Source organism: Inquilinus sp., from assembly GCF_057815775.1.
In genome coordinates this window covers 1-8,664 of sequence record NZ_JBYRFX010000258.1, presented here as the reverse complement: position 1 = coordinate 8,664, position 8,664 = coordinate 1, and the positions used below count along the sequence as shown (strand labels likewise).

The 8,664-nt window shown below is 70.5% G+C and carries 8 protein-coding genes; 5 read left to right on the top strand and 3 right to left on the bottom strand.

All coding sequences use genetic code 11. The annotated features are described in order from the left end of the window. Positions 1 to 7 precede the first annotated feature (7 nt). Positions 8 to 1,267, bottom strand: coding sequence for a YbfB/YjiJ family MFS transporter (locus tag AC3XYG_RS09180; RefSeq protein ID WP_489139516.1), 1,260 nt, complete (start codon positions 1,265 to 1,267; stop codon positions 8 to 10). 65 nt (positions 1,268 to 1,332) lie between these two features. After that, the gene (locus AC3XYG_RS09175) at positions 1,333 to 2,223 is read right to left on the bottom strand and encodes a LysR family transcriptional regulator (protein WP_489139515.1); all 891 of its coding nucleotides are present in this window, start codon (positions 2,221 to 2,223) and stop codon (positions 1,333 to 1,335) included. A gap of 266 nt (positions 2,224 to 2,489) precedes the next feature. Between AC3XYG_RS09175 and AC3XYG_RS09170 the strand changes: the two genes are divergently transcribed. The 3 genes from AC3XYG_RS09170 to AC3XYG_RS09160 all read left to right on the top strand — a co-directional run bounded on the left by AC3XYG_RS09170 (position 2,490) and on the right by AC3XYG_RS09160 (position 6,850). Continuing rightward, positions 2,490 to 3,167 carry a winged helix-turn-helix domain-containing protein gene (locus AC3XYG_RS09170; protein WP_489139514.1) on the top strand — a complete coding sequence of 226 codons (678 nt, stop codon included), beginning with the start codon at positions 2,490 to 2,492 and terminating at the stop codon, positions 3,165 to 3,167. After that, a complete protein-coding gene (locus tag AC3XYG_RS09165) occupies positions 3,154 to 4,650 on the top strand; it encodes a sensor histidine kinase (RefSeq protein WP_489139513.1) in 1,497 nt (498 codons plus the stop codon). Before AC3XYG_RS09170 ends, AC3XYG_RS09165 begins: the two co-directional genes overlap by 14 nt. 124 nt (positions 4,651 to 4,774) lie before the next feature. After that, positions 4,775 to 6,850 (top strand): sensor histidine kinase, encoded by a 2,076-nt coding sequence (locus AC3XYG_RS09160; RefSeq protein ID WP_489139512.1) that lies wholly within the window; start codon positions 4,775 to 4,777, stop codon positions 6,848 to 6,850. On the opposite strand, the gene AC3XYG_RS09155 is transcribed toward AC3XYG_RS09160, so the two are convergent. Then, a complete protein-coding gene (locus tag AC3XYG_RS09155) occupies positions 6,834 to 7,037 on the bottom strand; it encodes a hypothetical protein (RefSeq protein ID WP_489139511.1) in 204 nt (67 codons plus the stop codon). The two genes, AC3XYG_RS09160 and AC3XYG_RS09155, sit on opposite strands and share 17 nt — an antisense overlap. Before the next feature lie 377 nt (positions 7,038 to 7,414). Between AC3XYG_RS09155 and AC3XYG_RS09150 the strand changes: the two genes are divergently transcribed. Further along, a complete protein-coding gene (locus AC3XYG_RS09150; protein ID WP_489139510.1) occupies positions 7,415 to 7,771 on the top strand; it encodes a DUF952 domain-containing protein in 357 nt (118 codons plus the stop codon). After that, the coding region (locus AC3XYG_RS09145; protein WP_489139509.1) for a quinone-dependent dihydroorotate dehydrogenase at positions 7,768 to 8,664 on the top strand (897 nt) is incomplete at its 3' end. The genes AC3XYG_RS09150 and AC3XYG_RS09145, both read left to right, overlap by 4 nt.

Below are 8,664 nucleotides of genomic sequence, written 5' to 3'. Positions count from 1 at the left end.
GCCTGGGTCATGATGATGCTCCGGAAGCCTTGGAAGCCTTGGGCTTGATGGTGACCGCCAGGACGAGGTCGATCGCCAAGGCGAGGGTCACGGCGGCGCCGCCGATCATGAACAGGATGCGGTAGTCGCCGCCGCTGCGCTGGAACAGGAAGGACAGGCCGTAGGCGGCCGCGGCCTGGAACAGGGCGAAGCTGGTGGTCGCCCGCCCCCAGGCGGCCCGCTGCGCCTCGGCCCCATGCGGGATCAGCTCATGGATGCGGCCGAGGACCAGCGGCACGATGCCGGGGGTGAAGCCGCCGATGATGACGCAGGACACGATCAGTGCCGCCGGCGCCGTGGTGAAGGCCGGCAGTGCCGCCGCGACCGCTTCGATCAGGAACGAGACGCGCAGCGCCGGGCCGAAGCCTGCCCGGTCCGCCAGATGCCCGGTCAAGAGCGGCCCGACCACCGCGCCCAGCCCATACAGCACCCAGTATTGCGATCCGGCGGCGATGCCCTGGCCCAGGCCGCGGGCGACGAAATCGACGACAAACACCATGTGCGGCACCAGCGCCACGGCGTTGAGGCCGTATTGCAGCATCAGCGCCGGAATGGCGAGGGACCGCTTGGTATGATGGCCGGCGTCCTGCGCCGGCCGGGCAGCGGGCGCGGCCTCCTTCGGCCAGTTGGCCCAGGCGATCACGGTCAGCAGCCCGGACAGCGCCGCCAGGCCGAACCAGCTTTCCCGCAGGCCCTGAAGCAGCAGCAGCGGCACCAGCGTGCCGGAGGCGGCGACGCCGAGGCCAACGCCGGCGAAGATCAGGCCGCCGACCAGCCCACGCCGGCCCGGTGCCGTGTGCGGCAGCACGGTCGAGGCGGCGAGCACCATGATGACGCCGCCGCTGAGCCCGGCCAGGAACCGCCAGGTGAAGAACCAGGCGAAGGCGACCGGCGCGGCGCAGGCCAGGCAGGACAGCGTCGCCAGGATCATGGTCCCGCGCAGCGCCGGCACCGCGCCGGTGCGGGATGCCAGCGGCCGCGCCACCAGGGCGCCGGCAAGATAGCCGGCCAGGTTGGCGGCGCCGAGATAGATCACGTCGGACGGGCTGAACCATTCGGCCGCGATCAGCGCCGGGATCAGCGGCGTGTAGGCGAAGCGCGCCAGGCCAAGCCCGACCAGGGTGGCGCACAGCCCCGCCGTGGCGAAGCGCCAGGCCGATCCGGCGGGCTGCGAGGGGTGGGAATGGCCCCGGTCGACGGGGCGACGGTCATGGCGGGCGGTGCGCATGCCCTCGAAGCTAAGCGCACCAGCCCTTCGGCGCCAATGATTGGTTCAGATGAAAGCCATCACACTCAGCGATGCCCCTGAACCAGCGCCACCGGCGACGGCCGGGCGATCTGCAGGAAGGCGGCCAGGGCGCTGGACGGGTGCGCATCGGCGCGCCTGACGAAGACGGTGTCGACCCGCTCAGTCCAGGCCGGCGGGCGGAAGGCCCGGATCCGGCGGTCGCGCAGCGCCTGCGTGACCACGCCCTTCGGCAGCAGCGAGATGCCCATGCCGGCGGCGACGCAGCCGATGATGCCGTCGAGCGTGCCGATCTCGATCACCTTCACCTTGACGATGCCCTGCGCTGCCAGGACGCTTTCCAGCCGCTGGCGGTAGGCGCAGTCGGACCGGAAGGCGATGATCTTCAGCCCGGCCATGGCGCCGAGCTCGTCGAGCCCCTGGACCGACGGCGCGGTGATGATCGCCATCTCCTCGGTGAACACCTTCTCCGCCGCCAGCTCCGGGTGGTCGACCGGGCCGGCGACGAAGGCGCCATCCAGCTCGCGCGCGATCACCGCCCGGGTCAGCCAGGGCGTCGTGCCCGTGGTCAGCGACAGGTCGACATCCGGATAAGCCTCGGTATAGGCGGTCAGCACCTCCGGCAGGCGCAGCCCCGCCGTCGTCTCCATGCTGCCGATCGACAGCGGCCCGCGCGGCGTGCCGTCATCCTGCGCCGCCCGCTTGGCCTGGCGGATCAGGTCGGCGATCTGCACCGCGAAGGGCTGCAGGCGCCGGCCGGCCGCGGTCAAGGTCACGCCGCGGCTGTGCCGGTCGAACAGGGTGACGCCGAGTTCGTCCTCCAACTGTCGCAGCCTGGCCGTGACATTCGACTGCACGGTGTTCAGTTCCGCCGCCGCCCGGCCGACGCCACCGGCACGCGCCACCGCTTCGAAGATCCGCAAATCCTTGTCGTTCACGATATGCCTCCGCCGCCGACCGGCATGTATCCCTCGTGTATCCCCGATGTACCGGGACTGTATCCCCGATTCGACCGCCCGAATGGCGGGGGGCCGCATTACGAAAAGGTAAGTACTCCGTTGCCCGTCTTCAAAATATTCTCTCGACTGGGTCATCCGCCCACGCCACCGTTATGGGGGGCCGGCGGGGCCGATGCGCAGGCTGTTCTCCGGCGTGGTCCGATCCGTCACGCATGCGATCCGATGTCCGAGAGCTCCAGCCACAGATGCAGATCCTCCTGATCGAAGACGATGTCGAGACGGCGCAGCACGTCATCAGCGCGCTGCGCCAGGCCGGCCATGCGGTGGATCACAGCGTCACCGGTGCCGACGGGCTGTCGCGCGCCTCGGATGGCGGCCACGGCCTGCTGATCATCGACCGCATGCTGCCGGATATCGACGGCGTCACCGTGGCCCGCCGGCTACGCGCGGACGACGACACCGTGCCGATCCTGTTCCTGACCACGCTGGGCGGCGTCAGCGACCGGGTGGAGGGGCTGAACGCCGGCGGCGACGACTATCTGGTCAAGCCCTTCGCCCTGGCCGAGCTGCTGGCCCGGATCGATGCCCTGGCCCGCCGCGCCGGCGCCGCCGCGGTCGAGACCGCGCTGAAGGTCGCCGACCTCGAGGTCGACCTGCTGAAGCGCACCGCCACCCGCGCCGGCCAGTCGATCGACCTGCAGCCGCGCGAGTTCAAGCTGCTGGAATATCTGATGCGGCATTCCGGCCAGATCGTCACCCGCACCATGCTGCTGGAGCATGTGTGGGAATTCCATTTCGAACCGCAGACCACGGTTGTCGAGACCCATATCAGCCGTCTGCGCAGCAAGATCGACCGTGGCTTCGACGCGCCCTTGCTCGATACCGTCCGCGGCGTGGGGTATTGTCTCCGTGATCCTGGGTAGACTGGTCCGCACGGCTACGTTTCGACTGGCGGCCGGTTTTGCCGCGCTGTTCAGCGTGTCGATCATCGCCGTCTCCAGCATCGTCTATGTCGCGATGACGCGTTATTCGGACCACCAGATCGACCTGTCGATCTGCACCGAGATGAAGGCGATCCGCGATGCCGTGGCCGGCCAGGGCACGCCGCAGATCGTCAAGGCGATCAACGACCGCGTCGCCGACATCGAGCCCGACTATTTCTACTACGTGCTGCAGGACGACCGCGGCACCATGCTGGCCGGCAACCTGCAGCCGGTGCCGGCCTCGGCGGAGGGCTGGAGCGACCTGCCGCTGGACCAGAATGGCGGCACCGTCGGTGCCCAGGGCGGCGATGGCGACCGGTCGATCCACGGCCTGGACGTGGAGCTGGCCCCGGGGCTGCACCTGTTCGTCGGCCGCGACACCCACGACCTGGACGAATTGCAGGAAGGCATCACCCGCTTCTTCCTGGCCGGGGCGGCGGCGACCGTGCTGCTGGCCCTGGCCGGCGGGCTGGTGCTGAGCGCCCGCTTCCTGCGGCGGGTGGAGGCGGTCAACACCGCCACCCGCCACATCATGGATGGCCATCTCGAGGAACGGGTGCCGAGCCATGGCAAGGCCGACGAGTTCGACCGGCTGGCGGACAGCCTGAACGCCATGCTGGACCGCATCCAACAGCTGATGCAGGGGCTGCACCAGGTCTCCAGCGACATCGCGCACGACCTGCGCACGCCCCTGTCGCATATGCGCCAGCGGCTGGAGCTGGCGCGGCTCAAGGCCGCCTCCTCCGCCGACTACGACGCCGCGGTCGACCGCGCGGTGGCCGATATCGACGGCATCCTCGGCGTCTTCGCCGCCCTGCTGCGCATCGCCCAGATCGAGGCCGGGGCGCGGCGGGAGGGCTTCGCCCCGGTCGACCTGTCGGGCGTGTTCGAGACCATCGTCGACACCTACGCCCCGGTGGCCGACGACGCACATCACCGGCTGTCCGGCACCGTGACCCCGGGGCTCCAGATCCGTGGCGACCGGCAGCTGCTGACCCAGATGCTGGCCAATTTGGTCGAGAACACCATCCGCCACACCCCTGTCGGGACGGAGATCACGGTCTCGCTGGTGCCGGGTCCGGCCGGCCCGGTCGGCATCGTGCGCGACACCGGCCCCGGCATTCCGGAAGGGGTGCGGGAGAAGGTGTTCCAGCGCTTCTTCCGCCTCGACGCCAGCCGGATGACGCCGGGCAGCGGCCTGGGCCTCAGCCTGGTGTCGGCGGTGGCGCAGCTGCACGAGGTGACTGTGACTCTGTCGGACAACCATCCCGGCCTGGCGGTGACGCTGGACTTCGCCGACCAGGTGCGAACGCAGGTCGCCCGGCCCGCCGCGGCGCCGGCCCGGCCGACCGGCCCCGGGGCCGACGCCCCACCCGTCATCCGCCGGCGCAGGGCCGGGGACAAGACGCTGAAGGCGGGATAGGCCGCCCGCTTCGGAACCACGGGAAGCGGCCGGCCATAGCCACGCCGCGGTGCCGGGGATACACTCGCCGATATGCTGCTGGGCTGGGGTTTTCCGGCCGCAAGCGCGCCCCACCGGAACGGCGATGGATTTCACCGGCGATAGTCTTTCCCATTCTCTTCTGCCGGGCCAGGCGCCATGGCTGGTCGCCCTGGCCATTCTGGTCGGCATCCTCGCCTCCTATGTCGCGTTCGACCTGGGCAAGCGTATCCGCATCGCCCGCGGCGAAGCGCGGCTGGCCTGGCTGGCCGGCGGCGCGGTGGCGATGGGCGGCGGCATCTGGTCGATGCATTTCATCGGCATGCTGGCGCTGCGCCTGCCGGTCGATTTCGCCTATGACCTGCGGCTGACCCTGCTGTCACTGCTGATCGCGGTGCTGGCGACCGGCGCGGGCTTCACCGTGGCGACCCTTGGCGGCAAGGTGCAGGGCGGGCGCAGGCCCAGCGTCAGCCGGCCTGGCAGCAGCCCACCGCCGGAGAGCGGTGCGGCAACGCTGCCGCTGCTCGCCAGCGGGCTGTCCATGGGGCTGGGCATCGCCGGCATGCACTATGTCGGCATGGCGGCGATCGTGGCGCCGGGGCGCATCGCCTACGACCCGACCTTCCTGGGGCTGTCGGTCCTGATCGCGGTAGTGGCCGCCACCGTGGCGTTACATCTGGCCCTGTCCGACATCCGGCGCATGCGCCGGGTGCTGGCCGCCATCATGATGGGCGTGGCGATTGCCGGGCTGCATTTCGCCGGCCTGGCCGCCGCGCATTTCCTGCCCGATCCCACCGCGCTGGCGGATATGGCGGCGGCCGGCACCCCGGTGCCGCCGGGCGTGCTGGCCGGGCTGATCGCCGGCGCCGATGTGGTGGTGTTCGCCCTGGCCCTGATCGCCACCCGGCTGGACCGGCGGATCATGGAGCTGCAGGCCCATCGACAATTGGCCATCCTGGGCGAACGCTATGCCGCCACGCTGAACGCGCTGCCGACGCCGCTGGCCCTGATCGATGAGCGCGGCATCATCCTGACCGCGAATCCGCTGTGGCAATGGCCGGGCGAGCGCGACCGCTTCGTGGGCGGCGGGTCCCGCCCGGGCGAGGACTATTTTGCGCTGTGCGATGCCGCGGCGACCGGGACCGGCGCCGGCCCGGAGGCCCGGGCGGCGGTGCGGGTGCACCTGGCCGGGGCGGTGCAGGGCATCCAGCCGGCGGCGCCGGTGGAATACGCGCTGGGCAGCGGGGCAGCGGAGCGGACCATCCGCCTGCTGGCCGCGCCGATCGTCGAAGGCCGGGCTGTCGGCGCCGTGGTCGTCCATCTCGACATCACCGCCGAGCGGGTGGCCGAGCAGCGGATGCGCGAGGCGATGCAGACGATCGAGGCGGCGGACCAGGCCAAGACCACCTTCCTGGCGCATATGAGCCACGAGCTGCGCACGCCGCTGAACGCGATCCTCGGCTTCTCCGAACTGATCCGCGATGCCCATCTCGGCCCGCTGCCGGAGAAGTATCGCGGCTATGCCGACGACATTCACCGGTCGGGCCAGCACCTGCTGGCGCTGGTGAACGACGTGCTGGACCTATCGCGCGTCGAATCCGGGCGCCTGGACCTGCAGATCGAACCCGTGGATCTGGCGAGCGACATCCGCAACGCCGTCAGCCTGGTGGCGCAACGAGCCGAGACGCACGGCATCATCATCGAGCAGCATGTCGAGGCGGGCCTGCCGGCGCTGGACGCCGACCCGCTGCGGCTGCAGCAGATCCTGATCAACCTGCTGACCAATGCGGTGAAATTCACGCCCGATGGCGGCCGCGTCACGGTGCATGCCGTGGCGGTGGCGCGGTCGGTGCGCATCATCGTGGCCGACACCGGCATCGGCATGAACGCGCAGGAGATCGCGCTGGCGCTAGAGCCGTTCCGCCAGGCACGACGGCTGTCGCGCCGGCCGCGTGAGGGATCCGGTCTCGGCCTGCCGTTGGCCAAGGCCCTGGTCGAAAGCCATGGCGGCATGCTGATGATCGACAGCGAACCCGAACTGGGGACCCGCATCACCATCCTGCTGCCGACCGGGGCTTCCGCATCGCCCCTTGTGCCGGCAGACGGCCCCGCCGCCGGCCTTGCAGCCGGAGGCGGGATCGTATCGGAAGAGCCGCCTTTGATCGTCAGTCGGCGGCGTTGACCATCGACTGGAACACGCGCCACGCCACTTCGACCGTGACGCCGCCCGCCCGGGCCCCGGCCGCCAGCATGCCGGCGGTGGGCTTGGTCGGGACCGTGGTAATGCCGGGGTCGCCCATCGCCGCAACCATGTCGAGGGCATAAGACATCGGGGTCTTCAGTTCGACCACCGACAGATTATTCGTCATCGCAATGTCGCCCATTTTGGGGCACCTCCCAAGGTTAATACTTTTGGGTAGTGCAATCGCCGTGCCAACTCGCGCCGCAGCCGGCGGACGGCCCATGCCAGAGGCCGCAACCTTACAAAACGGTATATTTTGGTGAAAATTCCACTTTTTGTGGCTTTTGCAAAATCTTCATTCCAACGCAGTTTGCGAAGCGCTCCCGGCTTTCGCAATTTGCGACGTGCAGCCGCATACGGTTTGCATTCTGCAACGCTCAGCTTCCGTCGCCCGGCGCCGGCCGCGGTCCATTCCGGCCACCGGAGCATCGTCCTATCATCGCCCCTGCCAGCACCCATGCCCGTGATTGACGGGGCCATGCTGCCTCCTTAGGGTCGCCCGCCATGAGCGATACCATCTACAAGATCAGCAGCGCGGCGGACTGGGCTGCGGCCGAGGCCGCCGGCGTCTATCGCGGCTCGGCCGTCGACCACCAGGACGGCTTCATCCACTTCTCGACCGCTGAACAGGCGCAAGAGACCGCCGACCGCCATTTCGCCGGCCAGGCCGGCCTGGTGCTGGTGATGGTGGATGCGGCGGCGCTGGGCGACGCGCTGCGTTGGGAGCCGTCGCGCGGCGGCGCGCTGTTCCCGCATCTCTATGCCGAGCTGCCGCTGGCGGCGGTGCGCGGGGTCGCGCCGCTGCCGCTGGTCGATGGCCGCCACGTCTTCCCGCCGCAAGTCTCTCCGCCGCACCCGTGAGCCTGCTGTTCTCGCTCGCCGCGCCGGTGCTGAAGGCGCTGCCGCCGGAGGCGGCGCACCGCGCCACCCTGACGGCGCTGCGGCTCGGCCTCGGCCCCGTGGCGGCCGACCCTGACGACCCGATCCTGGCGGTGACGCTGTGGGGCCGGTCCTTCGCCAACCCGATCGGCCTTGCCGCCGGCTTCGACAAGGATGCCGAGGTGGTGGACCCGATGCTGCGGCTGGGCTTCGGCTTCGTCGAGATCGGCAGCGTCACGCCCCGGGCCCAGCCGGGCAATCCGCGGCCCCGCGCCTTCCGGCTGCCGCAGCAGCAGGCACTGATCAACCGCTACGGCTTCAACAACCGCGGCCATGCCGCCGCCGCGGCGCGGTTGGAGGCCCGGCGCATCAACGGCTCTGCCGCGCCCGGGCTGGTCGGCGTCAATGTCGGCCGCAACAAGGACAGCCTGGATCCGGACTCCGACTACGCCGCCGGCATCCGCGCCTTCGCCCGGCTGGCCGACTATCTCGTCGTCAACATCTCATCGCCCAACACCCCGGGTTTGCGGGCGATGCAGAGCCGGGAGCCGCTGCAGCGGCTGCTGGCCGCCGCCACCGCGGCGCGGGACGACGGCACGGCGCGGCCGCCGCTGCTGGTCAAGATCGCCCCGGACCTGTCGCCGGAGGATCTGGAGGACGTGGCCGAGGTGGTGCTGGCCGCCGGCATCGACGGGCTGATCGTGTCCAACACCACCATCGCCCGCCCCGCCGGCCTGCCGCCGGACCTGGCCACCGAACCCGGCGGCCTGAGCGGTCGGGCGCTGATGGTGCCGTCGACCGCGGTGCTGCGGCGGATGGCGAAGCTGCTGGCCGGCCGGCTGCCGCTGGTCGGCGTCGGCGGCGTGGCCAGCGGC

What these genes read in the sequence shown, in the direction of transcription:
- AC3XYG_RS09160 (WP_489139512.1), top strand. Translation starts at nt 4,775, where the DNA reads ATGGATTTCACCGGCGATAGTCTTTCCCATTCTCTTCTGCCGGGCCAG.
- AC3XYG_RS09170 (WP_489139514.1), top strand. Translation starts at nt 2,490, where the DNA reads ATGCAGATCCTCCTGATCGAAGACGATGTCGAGACGGCGCAGCACGTC.
- AC3XYG_RS09155 (WP_489139511.1), bottom strand. Translation starts at nt 7,037, where the DNA reads ATGACGAATAATCTGTCGGTGGTCGAACTGAAGACCCCGATGTCTTAT.
- AC3XYG_RS09180 (WP_489139516.1), bottom strand. Translation starts at nt 1,267, where the DNA reads ATGCGCACCGCCCGCCATGACCGTCGCCCCGTCGACCGGGGCCATTCC.
- AC3XYG_RS09150 (WP_489139510.1), top strand. Translation starts at nt 7,415, where the DNA reads ATGAGCGATACCATCTACAAGATCAGCAGCGCGGCGGACTGGGCTGCG.